13 protein-coding genes are annotated in these 14,756 nt (G+C 71.8%); all 13 read left to right on the top strand.

Going from position 1 to position 14,756, the window contains the following annotated elements; translation table 11 throughout:
• The first annotated feature begins 3 nt into the window (after nucleotides 1–3).
• The 13 genes from EJV46_RS11435 to EJV46_RS11375 all read left to right on the top strand — a co-directional run bounded on the left by EJV46_RS11435 (nucleotide 4) and on the right by EJV46_RS11375 (nucleotide 14,715).
• Nucleotides 4–963, top strand: coding sequence for a tripartite tricarboxylate transporter substrate binding protein (locus tag EJV46_RS11435; RefSeq protein WP_165585486.1), 960 nt, complete (start codon nucleotides 4–6; stop codon nucleotides 961–963).
• A 50-nt stretch (nucleotides 964–1,013) separates the two neighbouring features.
• Entirely contained in the window at nucleotides 1,014–1,973 is a 960-nt protein-coding gene (locus EJV46_RS11430; protein ID WP_165585485.1) for a tripartite tricarboxylate transporter substrate binding protein, read from the top strand.
• Nucleotides 1,974–2,738 (top strand): SDR family oxidoreductase, encoded by a 765-nt coding sequence (locus EJV46_RS11425; RefSeq protein WP_131548790.1) that lies wholly within the window; start codon nucleotides 1,974–1,976, stop codon nucleotides 2,736–2,738.
• A gap of 13 nt (nucleotides 2,739–2,751) precedes the next feature.
• Complete coding sequence (locus tag EJV46_RS11420) at nucleotides 2,752–3,771, top strand: LacI family DNA-binding transcriptional regulator (protein ID WP_131548789.1); 1,020 nt, start codon at nucleotides 2,752–2,754, stop codon at nucleotides 3,769–3,771.
• Nucleotides 3,772–3,889: 118 nt separating this feature from the next.
• Nucleotides 3,890–4,786, top strand: a complete 897-nt coding sequence (locus tag EJV46_RS11415; RefSeq protein ID WP_131548788.1) for an NAD(P)-dependent oxidoreductase — start codon at nucleotides 3,890–3,892, stop codon at nucleotides 4,784–4,786.
• A complete protein-coding gene (locus EJV46_RS11410) occupies nucleotides 4,783–5,751 on the top strand; it encodes a tripartite tricarboxylate transporter substrate binding protein (RefSeq protein ID WP_131548787.1) in 969 nt (322 codons plus the stop codon). The genes EJV46_RS11415 and EJV46_RS11410 overlap by 4 nt, the downstream gene beginning before the upstream one ends.
• Before the next feature lie 238 nt (nucleotides 5,752–5,989).
• Nucleotides 5,990–6,079, top strand: coding sequence for a K(+)-transporting ATPase subunit F (gene kdpF, locus EJV46_RS11405; RefSeq protein ID WP_131548786.1), 90 nt, complete (start codon nucleotides 5,990–5,992; stop codon nucleotides 6,077–6,079).
• 1 nt (nucleotide 6,080) lies between these two features.
• Nucleotides 6,081–7,775 (top strand): potassium-transporting ATPase subunit KdpA, encoded by a 1,695-nt coding sequence (gene kdpA, locus EJV46_RS11400; RefSeq protein ID WP_131548785.1) that lies wholly within the window; start codon nucleotides 6,081–6,083, stop codon nucleotides 7,773–7,775.
• Between the two features lie 5 nt (nucleotides 7,776–7,780).
• Nucleotides 7,781–9,814 (top strand): potassium-transporting ATPase subunit KdpB, encoded by a 2,034-nt coding sequence (kdpB, locus tag EJV46_RS11395; protein ID WP_131548784.1) that lies wholly within the window; start codon nucleotides 7,781–7,783, stop codon nucleotides 9,812–9,814.
• A gap of 2 nt (nucleotides 9,815–9,816) precedes the next feature.
• A complete protein-coding gene (kdpC, locus tag EJV46_RS11390) occupies nucleotides 9,817–10,356 on the top strand; it encodes a potassium-transporting ATPase subunit KdpC (protein WP_131548783.1) in 540 nt (179 codons plus the stop codon).
• A gap of 25 nt (nucleotides 10,357–10,381) precedes the next feature.
• The gene (locus tag EJV46_RS11385) at nucleotides 10,382–13,066 is read left to right on the top strand and encodes a sensor histidine kinase KdpD (protein WP_131548782.1); all 2,685 of its coding nucleotides are present in this window, start codon (nucleotides 10,382–10,384) and stop codon (nucleotides 13,064–13,066) included.
• Nucleotides 13,063–13,749 carry a response regulator gene (locus EJV46_RS11380; RefSeq protein WP_131548781.1) on the top strand — a complete coding sequence of 229 codons (687 nt, stop codon included), beginning with the start codon at nucleotides 13,063–13,065 and terminating at the stop codon, nucleotides 13,747–13,749. Before EJV46_RS11385 ends, EJV46_RS11380 begins: the two co-directional genes overlap by 4 nt.
• A gap of 51 nt (nucleotides 13,750–13,800) precedes the next feature.
• Nucleotides 13,801–14,715 carry a polysaccharide deacetylase family protein gene (locus EJV46_RS11375; protein WP_131548780.1) on the top strand — a complete coding sequence of 305 codons (915 nt, stop codon included), beginning with the start codon at nucleotides 13,801–13,803 and terminating at the stop codon, nucleotides 14,713–14,715.
• The last annotated feature ends 41 nt before the right edge of the window (nucleotides 14,716–14,756 follow it).

The raw sequence follows: 14,756 nt of genomic DNA, 5'->3' as shown, positions 1-14,756 counted from the left end.
ACAATGAAAAGACGTGACGTCCTGGGCGCCGGACTGGCGCTGGCGATGCCGGCGGTGGCCTCGGCGCAAGGCTTTCCCTCCCGGCCCGTGCGGCTGATCGTGACCTGGCCGCCGGGCGGCACGACGGACATCCTCGCGCGCCAGCTCCAGCCGCCGCTCTCCGCCGCGCTGGGCCAGCCGGTCGTCGTCGAGAACCGCGGCGGCGCCTCGGGCGCCATCGGCGCGACGGAGATCGCCCGCGCGCCCAATGACGGCCACGTCTTCGGCATGGTGACGAGCACGGTGATCTCCGCCGCGCTGCTCACTCGGCAGCCCTATGATCCGCTGCGCGACTTCACGCCGCTGCTGCTGATCGCGCGCGTGGCGAACATCCTCGCCGTGCCCGTCTCCTCGCCGATTCGATCGGTGCAAGACCTGATCGACACGGCGAAGCGGCGCCCCGGCGCGCTGACCTTCGCATCGCCGGGCCTCGGCTCGGCCGTGCATATCTCCGGCGAGATGTTCAAGCTGATGGCCCATGTGGACATGGTGCACGTGCCCTATCGCGGCGGCGGGCCGGCCACGGCGGATCTGGTCGCCGGCCATGTCCACACCATGTTCGGCAATGCCGGCTCCACCCTGCCCTTTGTGCGCAACGGCTCACTCCGGGCCATCGCCGTCACCTCGGCGCAACGCGCGCCCTATCTGCCGGACGTGCCGACCGTCGCGGAATCCGGCCTGCCCGGCTTCGCCATCGACGAGTGGTACGCCTGCCTCGGCCCCGCGGGCATGCCGGCGCCGGCGGTCGAGAAGCTGAACTCGGCCCTGATGGGCATCGTCGGCCAGCCCGCCGAGCGCGCGCGGCTGCTCGACCTCGGCGTCGAGGTGGTGGGCGGCACGGCCGAGGACTGCGCCAGCTTCATGGCCCAGGATGTCGAGAAGATCGGCCGCGTGGTACGCGAGGCGCGGATCCGGGTGGAATGACGGCCGAACCCGCCGGAGGCGGGAGGCCGTCAACGAAAGGGAAGCACAGAATGATGAGAAGACGCGGCCTCCTGGGCAGCGGGCTGGCGCTGGCGGCGCCGCCCCTCGCCTCGGCGCAGGGATTTCCTTCGCGGCCCATACGGCTCGTCGTGACCTTCCCGCCGGGCGGCACCACCGACATCCTGGCCCGCCAGTTGCAGCCCAAGATGTCCGAGCTCTTCGGCCAGCCCGTGGTGGTCGAGAACCGCAGCGGCGCCTCGGGCGCCATCGGCACCGTCGAGATCGCGCGCTCGGCACCGGACGGGCACACCTTCGGCATGGTGATCAGCACGGTCATCTCCTCCACGCTGATCTCCCGCCAGCCCTATGACGCCCTGCGCGACCTCACGCCCATCCAGCTGCTGGCCCGGGTGGCGGATATCCTGGTGGTGCCCATGTCCTCGCCGATCCGCACGGTGAGCGACCTGGTCGAGCATGCGAAGCGCAATCCCGGCCTCACCTACGGCTCGCCGGGCATCGGCACCTCCGTGCACATCGCGGGCGCCATGTTCGCCCTGGCCGCCGGGGTGGAGATGACGCATGTGCCCTATCGCGGCGGCGGACCCGCGCTGACCGACCTGGTGAGCGGGCACCTCAACCTCATGTTCGGCAATGCCAGCTCCACCCTGCCCTTCGTGCGGGACGGCCAGCTCCGGGCCATCGCGGTGACCTCGGCTCAGCGCGCGCCCTATCTGCCGAACGTGCCGACCGTCGCCGAATCCGGGCTGCCGGGCGTGGTGATCGACGAGTGGTACGCCTTCGTCGGCCCCGCCGGGATCCCTCGGCCCATCGTGGAGCGGCTGAATGCGGGGCTGAACAGCATCGTCACCCAGCCCGCCGAGCGCGCGCGGCTGCTCGACATGGGCGCCGAGGTGGTCGCGGGCAGCGCCGACGACTTCGCGCGCTTCATGCGCGAGGAGGTGGACAAAATCGGCCGCGTCGTGCGGGCCGCCGATATCCGGATGGAATAGATGGCGCTTTCGGGAAAGGTGGCGCTGGTCAGCGGCGCGAGCCGCGGCATCGGGCTTGCGATCGCGCGGCGGCTGGCGGCGGGCGGCGCGCAGGTGGCGCTGGTCGCGCGCTCGGCCGAGGCGCTGCAGGCGGAGGCGGCGAAGCTGCGCGGCGCCATCGCCATCGCGGCCGACCTGCGCGACGCGGAATCCTGCGCGAAGGCGGTGGAAGAGACCGTCGCGCGGCTCGGCCAACTCGACATCTTCGCGCATAGCGCCGGGGCCACGCAGCGGGGGGATTTCCTCAAGCTGGGCGACGACGCCTGGGAGGATGGCTACGCGCTGAAGCTCTTCGGCGCGGTGCGGCTGCTGCGCGCGGCCTGGCCGCATCTGGTGAAGGCGCAGGGCAATGCCGTGCTGATCGCGGGCGTCGGCGGCCGCGTCACCAGCGCGGACTTCACCATCGGCGGATCGGTCAATGCCGCGCTGATGAACTTCACCAAGGCCATGGCCGATCGCGGCGTGCGGGACGGCGTGCGCGTGAATTGCGTGAACCCGGGCAGCATCCGCACCGATCGCCTGACGGGCCGCATCGAGACGGTGATGAAGGAGCGTGGCCTCGACGCCGGGCAGGCCGCCGCGGCACTGGCCGCCGACACCGGCGTCGCGCGCTTCGGCGAGCCGGAGGAAATCGCGGAGATCGTCGCCTTCCTGGCCGGGCCTGGCGCCAGCTACGTCCAGGGCGCGATCCTGGACGTGGACGGCGGCTGGGTCCGCGCCGTCTGACGGCGCCTTGCCGATGGCCCTCGACGATACCCGCAGGGGCGCGGCCCGCATGCGCGACGTGGCGCGCGTGGCGCAGGTCTCGACCATGACCGTCTCGCGCGCGCTGATGGATCCGGGCAAGGTCTCGCCGGAGGTTCGCGCCCGCGTCGCCGAGGCGGTGGCCGCCGTGGGCTACGTGCCCAATAAGGTCGCGGGCAGCCTTTCTTCCAGCCGGTCCAAGGTGATCGGGCTGGTGGTGCCGAGCATCGAGAACTCCCTCTTCGCCAGCACGATCCAGGGCATCTCCGACGTGCTGCGGCGGCATGACCACCAGCTCATGATCGCCGATTCCGGCTACAGCGCCGAGGCCGAGGAAGCCGCGATCCGCGCCTTCCTGGAGCAGCGCGTGGCGGGCCTCATCCTGCACGACACCACGCACACGCCCGACGCGGTGAGCATGATCCGGCGCTCCGGCGTGCCGGTGGTGGAGAACGGCACGCTGACGCCGGAGCCGCTCGACATGGTGGTGAGCTACTCGAACCACGACGCGTCCCGGGCCATGACGCAGCACCTGGCGCGGCTCGGTTATCAGCGCATCGCCTTCGTCAGCCTGCCCGCTTCCGCAAACCAGCGCAGCCGCGACCGCCAGCGCGGCTACAAGGCGGCCCTGGAGGAGCTGGGCCACGGCTTCGACCCGCGGCTGATGCTGGAGATGCCGCCCGGCCTCGCCTCCGGGGCAGAAGCGCTGCTGCGGCTGATGGAGGGCGGCGGCCATCCGGACGCGATCTTCTTCGCCGGCGACGTGCTGGCCATGGGCGCCTCGCTGGAATGCGCGCGGCGCGGCTGGCCGGTGCCCGGCAAGGTCGCCATCGCGGCCTTCGACAATTTCGACCTGCTCGGCCATCTCGTGCCGCCCGTCACCACGCTCAAGCTGCCGCGGCTCGAGATCGGCCGGCGTAGCGCCGAGGTGCTGCTGGACCGCATCCAGGGCCGCTCCTCCGCGGCCATATCGGTGGATCTGCGCTTCGAGATCATCCATCGCGGCAGCACCTGACAGGCTGGACAGGACCCGCGCCGCGTTTATGGTATCGGTATCATTTCAAGGTGAACAGACGCACGGGTCCGCTTGAAGAGCCCTGCCGTCCAAGGATCGCTAAAAGGGAGAGCCGCGCGTGACGGACGAAGTTCTGGGTTTCATCGGCCTCGGCCAGATGGGCAGCCGCATGGCGGCCCGGCTGCTCGAGGCCGGCCACAAGGTCGTCGTCTGCGACCGGGTGCCCGGCATCGTCGCCGAGCTGGTGGCAAAGGGCGCCACCGAAGCGGCCAGCCCGCGCGAGGTGGGCGACCGCGCGGACCTCGTCTTTGCCAGCCTCCCCACCCCGGCCATCCTGCGCGACGTGGCCCTGGGCCCGGACGGCGTGATCGCCGGCCAGCGGGCCCGCTGCTTCGTGGACCTCTCCACCACCGGCCCGCGCGTCGCCGGCGAGGTCGCCGCCGGCTTCGCCGAGGCGGGCCGCACCACCTTCGACTGCCCGGTGAGCGGCGGAAAATCCGGCGCGGCCGCCGGCACGCTGGCGCTGATGGTCTCGGGGCCACGCGGCGAATACGACGCGCTGGAGCCGGTGCTGAAGGTCTTCGGCAAGCCCTTCTTCTGCGGCGAGAAGCCGGGCTCGGCGCAGGTGATGAAGCTCTGCAACAACATGCTCGCCGCCACGGCGCTGGTCGCCTCGTCGGAGGCCATCGCCATGGGCGTGAAGGCCGGGCTCGACCCCGCGCTGATGTGCGAGGTCATCAACGCCAGCAGCGGCCGCAACTCCGCGACGCAGGACAAGTTCCCGCGCGCCGTCATCCCCCGCAGCTTCGATTTCGGCTTCACCACGGGCCTCTCGATGAAGGATGTCGGCCTCTGCGTGAGCGAGGCCGAGGGGATGGGCGTCCCGATGCTGGTGGGCAGCGCGGTGCTCCAGATGCTGGGCGTCACCGCGGCCACCTACGGCAAGGAGAGCGACTTCACGTCCGTCGCGAAGATCCTGGAAAACTGGGCAGGGGTGGAGATCAGGAAGCCATGAGCACGAACATCAACCGCCGCGCGCTGCTGACGATGGCCGGCACGACCGCGCTCGCCGCGCCCGCGCTGGCCGCCTTCCCGGACCGGCCCGTGCGCATCATCGTGCCCTGGCCGCCGGGCGCCCTGGCCGATGTCGTCATGCGCGCCCTGGCCCAGCACATGCCGGGCTCGCTCGGCCAGCCCGTCGTGGTGGAGAACCGGCCGGGGGCGACCGGCGCGCTGGGCACGGAATTCGTCGCGCGCTCGGCGCCGGACGGGCACACGCTCATCCTCGGCAATGCCGAGACCCATGCGATCAACCCGCTCGTCTATCGCCGGCTGGCCTACAATCCGGCGGACTTCCAGCCCGTCAGCCTCTTCGCCCGCGCGCCCTTCGCGCTGGCGGTGAACCAGGGGCTGGGCGTGACCGACCTCGCGGGCTTCCTCGCGAAGCTGCGCGCGCAGCCCGGCCGCGTCTCCTTCGCCTCCTGGGGCGTGGGCAGCACCTCGCACCTCACGATGGAGCTGCTGCTCCGCTCCGCCCGCCTGGAGGCGCTGCACGCGCCCTTTACTGGGCAGGCGCCGGGCATCACGGCCGTCATCGCGGGCCAGGTGGACAGCATGTTCCTCACCGCCGGCGGCGCCGAGGCCGCCGCGCGCGACGGGCGCGTGAAGCTCCTGGCGGTCTCCTCGGCGGAGCGCGTGCCGCTGCTGCCCGAGGTGCCGACGCTGCGCGAGGCCGGAGTCGCCGTCGAGGGCGGCAACTGGTTCGGCCTGCTCGCCCCGGCGCGGACGCCGATGGAGGCGGCCAACAAGCTCGCCCAATCCATCGCGGAGGCCACGCGCGTGCCGGCCGTGATGGAGGTGTTCCGGGCCCAGGCAGCGGTGCTCAGCACCAATGCGCCCGAAGCCTTCGGTCGCTTCATCGCCGAAGACCGCGCGCGCTGGGAAGAGCCGGTGCGGGCGCTCGACATCAAGATCGAGTGATCGCTGGCGGCCGATTCACGCTCCAGGCGGAAGACGCCTGAAGCGATCGGACGCTGGCTTTACGCCGCCCTTACACGGCGGCCCCGCCTTCCATATCGCGGTGCTACGCGCCGCGGCGGCATGTTCTGCGCCCTGAACCCATAGGGACAGCCATGCTGGACATCCTGCTTCTTTCGGGCGGGCTCGGCCTCTTCGCCGTGCTCGCCCTCTACGTTCATGCCTGCGAGCGCGTGTGACCATGACGCTCGAATTGTGGCTCGGCGGCGCCGTCGCATTCGGCCTGCTCGTCTATCTCCTCTGGGCCCTGCTGCGGCCTGAAAGTCTCTGACATGACCCTCATCGGTTGGGCGCAGATCGCGCTCGTGCTGGGCATCGCCGTGATCGCGGCGGTGCCCATCGGGCGATGGCTCGCCGCCATCGCCGAGGGGCGCCTGGGCTTCCTCGCCACCTTCGACCGCGCGCTGCTGCGGGCGGCGGGCGTGGATCCCGCGGGCCAGAGCTGGCAGCGCTACCTGCTCGCCATGCTCGCCTTCAACGCGGCTGGCTTCGCGCTGCTCTACGCCATCCTGCGGCTGCAGGACGTGCTGCCGCTGAACCCGCAGGGCTTCGCCGGCGTGCCGCCCTTCCTGGCCTTCAACACGGCGATCTCCTTCGTCACCAACACCAACTGGCAGGCCTATTCCGGCGAGGCGGCGATGTCGCATTTCAGCCAGATGGCCGGCCTCGCGGTGCAGAACTTCCTGTCGGCCGCGACCGGCATTGCGCTCGCCTTCGCAGTGGCGCGGGCCTTCGTGCGGGGCGGACTTCAGCAGCTCGGCAATTTCTGGGCGGACATGACGCGCGTCACGCTCTACGTGCTGCTGCCGGTCGCCCTGGTCGCCGGCCTCGCCTTCGTCGCGATGGGCGTGCCGCAGACGCTGGACGCCGGCGTCACGGCGACGACACTGGGCGGCGCCGGGCAGACCATCCCGCTCGGCCCCGTCGGCTTCCAGCTCGCCATCAAGCATCTGGGCACCAATGGCGGCGGCTTCTTCGGCGTGAACTCGCTGCATCCCTTCGAGGGCCCCTCGGCGCTCGCCACCGCGTTCCAGATCATTCTCCAGGTGGTGATCCCCTTCGGGCTCTGCGTCGCCTTCGGCCGCATCGTCGGCGACGTCAGGCAGGGCCGCGCGCTGCTCGCCGTGATGGTGGGCTTCGTGCTGGTCGCGACGCTCGGCATCTACGCGGCCGAGGCGGGCGGCAACCCGCTGCACCTCGCGGCCGGCGTCGCGCCCGAGCTCGGCAACATGGAGGGCAAGGACGTCCGCTTCGGCCAGGCCCTGGCCGCGCTCTTCACCGCGACCACCACCGGCGCCTCCTGCGGCGCGGTGAACGCGATGCTGGACAGCTTCACGCCGCTGGGCGGCGCGATTCCGCTCTTCCTCATCCAGCTCGGCGAGATCGTGCCGGGCGGCGTGGGCTCGGGCCTCTACGGCATGGTGATCTTCTCGCTGCTGAGCGTCTTCGTGGCCGGGCTGATGGTCGGCCGCACGCCGGAATATCTCGGCAAGAAGGTCCAGGCGCGTGAGATCAAGCTCGCCATGTTGGCGGTGCTGGTGCTGCCGGCGGTGATCCTGGGCTTTTCCGCCGCCGCGCTGAACATCGCGATCGGCTCCTCCTCGCTGGCGAATGCCGGCCCGCACGGCCTGACCGAGATGCTCTACGCCTACACCTCCGCGGCAGGCAACAACGGCTCGGCCTTCGGCGGGCTGACGGCGGACACGCCCTGGCTGAATACGACGCTCGGCATCGCGATGATGCTCGGCCGCTTCGCCTATGCGATCCCGGTGCTCGCCATCGCCGGCAGCCTGGCGGCCAAGCCGCGCGCGCCGGAAGGCCCGGGCACGCTGCCCACCCATGGGCCGCTCTTCGCCGGGCTGCTGGCCGGCGTGATCCTGATCCTCGGCGGGCTCCAGTACCTGCCCGCCCTCGCCCTCGGCCCCATCGCGGAACACTTCGCGATGATCGCCGGCACGACCTTCTGAAAGCCATGACGATGACAACCGCACCCGCTCTTCTGGACGGGCCCATCATCCGGGCCGCCGTTTGGGACGCATTCAAAAAGCTCAACCCGCCGCACCTCATCCGAAACCCGGTGATCTTCGTGACGGAGGTGGTCTCCATCCTCGTCACGCTGCTCGCCATCCGCGACGCCGCGCTCGGCCAGGCCTGGGGCTTCCAGGCCGGCGTCGCGCTCTGGCTCTGGCTGACCGTGCTCTTCGCGACTTTCGCGGAGGCGGTCGCCGAGGGCCGCGGCAAGGCCCGCGCCGCCTCGCTCCGCGCCTCGCGCGGCGAGACGGTGGCGCGCTGGGTCCCGAACCCGGCCGACCTCGCCATCACGGCGCCGCGCACGGCCTCGGAGCTGCGCCGCGGCGACCACGTGCTGGTCGCGGCGGGCGAGATCATCCCCTCGGACGGCGAGGTGGTGCAGGGCATCGCCAGCGTGAACGAGAGCGCCGTCACCGGCGAGAGCGCGCCCGTCATCCGCGAGGCCGGCGGCGACCGCAGCGCCGTCACCGGCGGCACCCTGGTGGTGAGCGACCGCATCCTCGTCCGCATCACCGCCGAGCCCGGCAGCACCTTCCTCGACCGCATGATCGCGATGGTGGAGGGCGCCTCGCGCCAGAAGACGCCGAACGAGATCGCGCTGGACATCCTGCTGGCGGGCATGGCGATCGTCTTCCTGATCGCCGTGGCCACGCTGGTCGGCTTCTCGGCCTATAGCGGCGCCGCGGCCTCCGTGGTCGTGCTCTCGGCCCTGCTGGTGACGCTGATCCCGACGACGATCGGCGGTCTGCTCTCGGCCATCGGCATCGCCGGCATGGACCGGCTGGTGCGCTTCAACGTGCTGGCCACCTCCGGCCGCGCCGTCGAGGCCGCGGGCGACGTGGACGTGCTGCTGCTGGACAAGACCGGCACCATCACCTTCGGCAACCGCGCCGCGGCCTCCTTCATCGTGGCGCCCGGCGTGAACATCCAGGAGGTGGCCGAGGCCGCCGTGCTAGCCAGCCTCGCCGACGAGACGCCGGAAGGCCGCAGCATCGTCGCCTTCGCGCGGGACAAGCACGGCGTCGTGGCCCCGCCGATGCCGGCCGAGGCGCGCCTCGTGCCCTTCACCGCGCAGACCCGGCTCTCGGGCATGGACCTGCCGCAGGGCTCCTACCGCAAGGGCGCCGTGGACAGCCTGGCGGCGGCGCTGAAGCAGGCTGTGACGCCGGCGCTCGCCGCCGGCATCGACCGCATCGCCCGCGCCGGCGCCACGCCGCTGGCCGTCGCGAAGGACGGCCGGATCCTGGGCGCGATCGAGCTGAAGGACATCGTGAAGCCCGGCATCCGCGAGCGATTTCTCGAATTGCGCCGGATGGGCATCCGGACCGTCATGGTCACGGGTGACAACCGGCTCACGGCGGCTGCCATCGCGGCGGAAGCGGGGGTCGACGACTTCCTGGCCGAGGCCAAGCCGCAGGACAAGCTGGACTACATCCGCGCCCAGCAGTCCGAAGGCCGCCTCGTCGCCATGGCCGGCGACGGCACCAACGACGCGCCCGCCCTCGCCCAGGCCGATGTCGGCCTGGCCATGCAGACCGGCACCCAGGCCGCGCGCGAGGCCGGCAACATGGTCGACCTCGACAGCGACCCCACCAAGCTCATCGAGGTGGTGGAGATCGGCAAGCAGCTGCTCATCACGCGCGGCGCGCTGACGACCTTCTCCATCGCCAACGACGTCGCGAAGTACTTCGCGATCCTGCCGGCCATCTTCGTCGCGCAGTATCCGGGGCTGATGGCGCTGAACGTGATGCACCTCACGAGCCCGCAGAGCGCCATCCTCTCCGCCGTCATCTTCAATGCGTTGATCATCGTGAGCCTGGTGCCGCTCGCGCTGCGCGGCGTGTCCTACGCGCCCGTCGGCGCGGCGTCGCTGCTGCGGCGGAACCTGCTGATCTATGGCGTCGGCGGGATCGTCGCGCCCTTCGTGGGCATCAAGATCATCGACGTGATCCTTACCCTCCTGGGAGTTGCCTGAACATGTTGCGCCCCCTTCTCTCGCTGCTGCTCGGCTCCACGCTGCTGCTGGGCGTCGCGGCGCCGCTGGCGGTCACCGCCGTCGCCGGCCGCGTGATGCCCGAGCAGGCCGGCGGGAGCCTCATCCGCCAGGGCGACCGCGTCCTCGGCTCGGCCCTGATCGGTCAGAACTTCGAGGGCGACGAGTGGTTCCACCCGCGCCCCTCGGCGACCTCGACGGCGCCCTACGACGCCTCCTCCTCGGCCGCGTCGCAACAGGGTCCGACCAGCGAAACCTTGCTGAACGCGATCAGGGAGCGGCTCGGCGACAGCAGGAACGTGCCGGCCGATGCCGTGACCGCCAGCGGCTCGGGCCTGGATCCTCATATCAGCCCGGAGAACGCGCGAGCCCAGGTCCAGCGCGTCGCCACCGCGAGGAATCTGCCGGCGACTCAGGTGGCGGCGCTCGTCGAGCGCTCCGTCGAGGGGCGCGAGCTCGGCCTGCTCGGCGAGCCCCGCGTGAACGTGCTGCGCCTCAACCTGGCGCTGCGGCAGCTCCGCTAGCCGTGTTGGCGCTATAGTCGGGCGGATGCCCGAGACCGAATCCGCCCGAGCCGACCCCGACGCATTGGCCGAGCTCGCGGCGCGCGAGGGGCGTGGCCGCCTCAAGGTCTTCCTCGGCGCCGCCCCCGGCGTGGGCAAGACCGTCGAGATGCTGGCCGAGGGCAAGCGCCTCCTGGCCGCCGGGCGCGACGTTCTGGTGGGCCTCGTCGAGACGCATGGCCGCGCCGAGACCGAGGCGGCGGTCGCGCCGCTTCCGCTATTGCCGCTGCGCGCCATCGCCTATCGCGGCCAGGTGCTCCAGGAGTTCGACCTCGACGCGGCCCTGGCACGCCACCCGGCCATCCTGCTCCTCGACGAGCTCGCGCACAGCAACGCGCCCGGCAGCCGCCACCCCAAGCGCTGGCAGGATGTCGAGGAGCTGCGCGACGCGGGCATCGAGATCTGGACGACCATGAATGTCCAGCACCTGGAGAGCAGCGCCGAGGCCGTGGCGCGCGTCACCGGCATCCGCGTGGTCGAGACGGTGCCGGACAGCGTGCTCGCCGGCGCGGACGCCGTGGAGCTGGTGGACATCCCGCCGGCGGAACTTCTCGAACGCATGCGTGCGGGAAAAATCTACCGGCCCGAGCAGGCCGAGCGCGCCATGCGCGGCTTCTTCAAGGAGGGCGCGCTCACCGCGCTGCGCGAGCTGGCGCTGCGCCGCACCGCCGATCGCGTGGATGCCGACGTCACCGGCTGGATGCGCCGCAACGCGGTCACCGGTCCCTGGCCGGTGGGCGACCGCGTGCTGGCCCTGGTGCCCGGCCAGGGGCCGGCGGATGCGGTGCTGCACCAGGCCAAGCGCATCGCCGTGGCGCTGCGCGCGCCGCTACTGGCGCTGCATGTGGAGCAGCCGGGACAGTCCGGCGACCCCGGCCCAGGGCTCGCGCTGGCGCAGCAGCTCGGCGCCGAGACCGAGGTGACGACGGCCAGCGACCTGCCCGCCGCGATCCTCGCCCATGCGCGGATGCGCAACGCCACGCACATCATCGTCGGCCGTGGGCACCCGCCGCTCTGGCGGCGCTGGCTCGGCCGCACGCTGATCCTGGCGCTGGCCCGCCGCGCGACCGAGTTCACGCTGCATGTCGTGCCGAACGCGGCCCCGCGGCCTGCCGCGCCCGAGCGGCCCTGGCCGGCCTGGACGAGCTGGTTCGCCATCCCGCTGCTGGTCGGCGCCGCCACGCTGATCTGCGACGCGCTGGACGGCCGCGTGCCCGATGCGGGGCTGGGCATGGTCTACCTCGCGGCCATCGTGGCGATCGCCGCGATCACCGGGCCGACCCAGGCCAGCCTCGGCGCCGCGCTCTCCTTCCTCGCCTGGAACTACCTGTTCCTGCCGCCGCGCTACACGCTGACCATCGATTCCGCGCAGGACGTGCTGGGCGCCGTCATCTTCGGCGCTGTCGCCGCGCTGCTGACCGGGACCACGGGCCGCCTCGGCCGCAACGTGCGGATGGCGGCCTCGCGCCTGGCCGCCCTGCGCCGTCTGGCGGCGCTCTCGCGGCGGCTGAACGCCCAGGCCACCCTGCCGGAATTGCAGACCGCCGTGGTCGAGGAGGCCTCGCGCATCGCCGGCGGCCCGGCCTGCCTGCTGCTGCCCCTGGACGACGCGCTGGCCGCCGCGCTTCCCGGCCAGTTCGCGCGCGACGCGGCCACCGACGAGCCCGTGCTGCGCGCCATCACGCCCGGCCACGCCACGCTGGACGACAGCGCCATGGCCTCGGCCCGCTGGGCCATGGCCAACCGGCGCGAAGCCGGGCGCGGCACGGCGACGCTGCCCAACAGCGCCTGGCGCTTCCTCCCCCTCACCGCCCTGCGCGACGGCGAGGCGGTGATGCTGGGCCTGCTCGGCATCCGGCCCGAGCAGGACCGTCCCGATCCCGAGGCCCATCGCGCGCTGGAGGCGCTGGTGGATCAGGTCGCCGTCGCGCTGGAGCGCGCGCGCCTCGCCGACGCCGCCGCCCGCGACCGGGCCCGCGGCGAGACGGAGGCGCTGCGCACCGCGCTGCTGACGAGCCTGGGGCACGACCTGCGCACGCCGCTCACCGTCATCCGCGGCGCGGCGGAGACGCTACGCATCTCGACCTTGCCGGAGGCCACGCGCGCCGATCTCCTGGCCAGCATCGAGGAGGAGGCGACGCGTCTCGCACGCTGGATGTCGGCCATCCTCGACATCGTGCGGCTAGAGACCGGCCAGCTCACGCCCCGGCGCGAGCCGGTGGACCTGGGCGTGGCGCTGGAAAACGCGGCGGCACGCGCGGAAAAGCTCCATCCCGGCCGCCGCATCACGCTCGATATCCCCGAGCGTCTGCCGTGGCCGGGCCTCGATGCCTCGCTGCTCGACCGCGTGCTGGAGAATCTCGTGGACAATGCTCTGAAGTATTCCAGCGGCGCGATCCGCCTCGGCGCGCGGCAGGACGGCGCGCAGGTCGTGCTCGCCGTGGAGGATGAGGGCCCCGGCATTCCGCCGGCCGACCTGCCGCGCATCTTCGACGCCTTCTTCCGCGCCAACCGCAGCGACAGCGTCGCCGCCGGCTCCGGCCTCGGCCTCTCCATCTGCAAGGGGCTGGTCGGCGCCATGGGCGGCCGCATCGCCGCGGAAAGCCCGATTGTCGCAAGTCCCGGCGCCGCGGGCCGCGGCACCCGCATCACCTTGCGATTCCCGATATGAGCCCTGCCCCGCCCGCCATCCTCGTCATCGACGACGAGCCGCAGATCCACCGCTTCCTCGGCCCCGCGCTGGAGGCCGCCGGCTATGCGCCGCTGCGCGCGGACAATGCGCGCGAGGGGCTCCGCCTGGCCGCCGCGCGCGGGCCGGCCTGCATCCTGCTCGACCTCGGCCTGCCGGACCTGGACGGCAAGGAGGTGCTGGAGCGGCTGCGCGCCTTCAGCCAGATCCCGGTCATCGTCGTCAGCGCGCGCGACCGCGAGGCGGAGAAGGTGGCGGCGCTCGACGCCGGCGCGGACGACTATGTCGAGAAGCCCTTCGGACTGGCGGAGCTGCTCGCCCGGCTGCGCGCCGCCACGCGCAGGGCCCTGCTGACCGAGACGCCTGCGCCGACCGTCGCCACCGGCCCGCTGCGGGTGGATCTGGAGCATCGCATGGTGCGGGTGGAGGGCCAGGAGATCGCCGTCACGCCGCGCGAATGGGAGCTGCTGGCCGCGCTGGCGCGCGACCTCGGCAAGGTGGTGACGCAGCGGCGTCTGCTCACCGAGGTCTGGGGCCCCGCCCATGCCGAGGACACGCAATACCTGCGCGTCTATGTCGGCCAGCTGCGGCAGAAGCTCGGCGAGGCGGCGCGGCTGCTGCGCACCGAGCCGGGGGTGGGCTACCGGCTGCTGGAGGAGGCTTGAACCCATCCGGGATTGCCGGGATTAATCCCCGCTTCATCCGGACGAGGTTCCATGCCCTACGAGGTTCAGCGCGATTTCATCGGCTACGGCGGGAACCCGCCCGATCCGCAATGGCCAGCCGGCGCGAAGCTCGCCGTCAATTTCGTGATCAATTACGAGGAGGGCTCGGAGCTTTCCTTCGAGCATGGCGACGGCGTCACGGAGGTGGGCCTGACGGAAGCGCTCGGCGGCAGCCAGGTGAAGTCCGGGCGCGACCTCGCCGGCGAGGGCATGTTCGAATACGGCAGCCGCGTGGGCTTCTGGCGGCTGCTGCGCCTCTTCCAGGAACGCAACCTGCCGCTCACGGTCTTCGGCTGCGCGATGGCGCTGGAGCGCAACCCGCTGGCCGCAGCCGCGATCCGCGCCGCCGGCTTCGACGTCTGCTCGCATGGCTGGCGCTGGGTGAAGCATTTCGAGCTCGGCGAGGAGGAGGAGCGCGAGCATATCCGCCTCGCCGTCGAGAGCCTGCGGAAGACCGTCGGCCACCGCCCGGACGGGTGGTACTGCCGCTACGGGCCCTCGGTGAACACGCGCCGCCTCGTCGTCGAGGAGGGCGGTTTCCTCTACGACAGCGACTATTACGGCGAGGAGCTGCCGCTCTGGCTGACCGTGGATGGCAGGCCGCATCTCGTCGTGCCCTATTCGCTGACCAACAACGACGGCAAGTATGCGGGCTGGATGGGGACTTCCGACCAGTGGTTCTCCTACATCCGCGACGCCTTCGACATGCTTTATGACGAGGGGGCGAAGGGCCAGCCGAAGATGATGTCGGTGGGCCTGCACATGCGGCTGATCGGCCACCCGGCGCGCGCGATGGGACTGCAGCGGCTGCTGGACCACATGGCCAGCAAGCCCGATGTTTGGATCACGCGGCGGGTGGACATCGCGAAGCACTGGGTGGCGACGCACCCCTACCAGGCGAAGTGATTGCACGGCGCGGGCCGGAAACGGTCCGCGCTCCAGCGCCA

This window comes from Roseococcus sp. SYP-B2431, from assembly GCF_004336745.1.
GTDB lineage: Bacteria > Pseudomonadota > Alphaproteobacteria > Acetobacterales > Acetobacteraceae > Roseococcus.
This window is presented reverse-complemented; position numbering and strand designations above follow the sequence as displayed.